Here is an 865-nt window from a genome sequence, read left to right on the forward strand (position 1 = left end):
AGATAATGAGTAATTTGAAAGCAGTTATACCGGTAGCGGGTCTGGGTATGCACATGTTGCCTGCCACCAAGGCAATTCCCAAAGAGATGCTACCGATCGTCGACAAACCCATGATTCAGTATATCGTTGACGAAATCGTAGCTGCAGGGATCAAAGAAATCCTCCTGGTCACACACGCGTCTAAAAACGCCGTTGAGAACCATTTCGACACCTCTTATGAACTTGAGTCACTCCTTGAGCAACGTGTGAAGCGTCAGTTGCTGGCGGAAGTGCAGTCCATTTGTCCTCCGGGCGTGACCATTATGAACGTGCGCCAGGCGCAGCCGCTGGGGCTGGGTCACTCCATTCTTTGCGCGCGTCCGGCGATTGGTGATAATCCTTTTGTGGTGGTATTGCCTGATATCGTTATTGATACCGCCAGTGCCGATCCGCTGCGTTATAATCTCGCCGCGATGGTTGCGCGTTTTGAAGAAACTGGCCGTAGCCAGGTACTGGCGAAACGTATGCCGGGTGACCTTTCCGAGTACTCTGTCATCCAGACGAAAGATCCGCTGGATAATGAAGGCAAGGTGAGTCGCATTGTTGAGTTTATTGAGAAACCGGATCAGCCGCAGACGCTGGATTCCGATCTGATGGCGGTAGGGCGTTATGTCCTCTCAGCGGATATCTGGGCCGAACTCGAAAGAACCGAACCGGGCGCCTGGGGCCGTATCCAGTTGACCGATGCAATTGCAGCACTGGCGAAAAAACAGTCTGTTGACGCCATGCTAATGACCGGCGATAGCTACGACTGCGGTAAGAAATTGGGCTACATGCAGGCGTTTGTGAAGTACGGACTGCGTAACCTGAAAGAAGGGCCGAAGTT

The 865-nt window shown here is 52.4% G+C and carries 1 protein-coding gene; it reads left to right on the plus strand.

The window, feature by feature from the left end:
- Window positions 1-5 precede the first annotated feature (5 nt).
- Window positions 6-865 (plus strand): UTP--glucose-1-phosphate uridylyltransferase GalF (galF, locus tag JTI98_RS12720; protein WP_216081330.1); only part of this gene is annotated, 860 nt, incomplete at its 3' end.

This window comes from Citrobacter sp. MGH 55 (genome assembly GCF_016906145.1).
Classification (GTDB): Bacteria; Pseudomonadota; Gammaproteobacteria; order Enterobacterales; family Enterobacteriaceae; genus Citrobacter_A; species Citrobacter_A amalonaticus.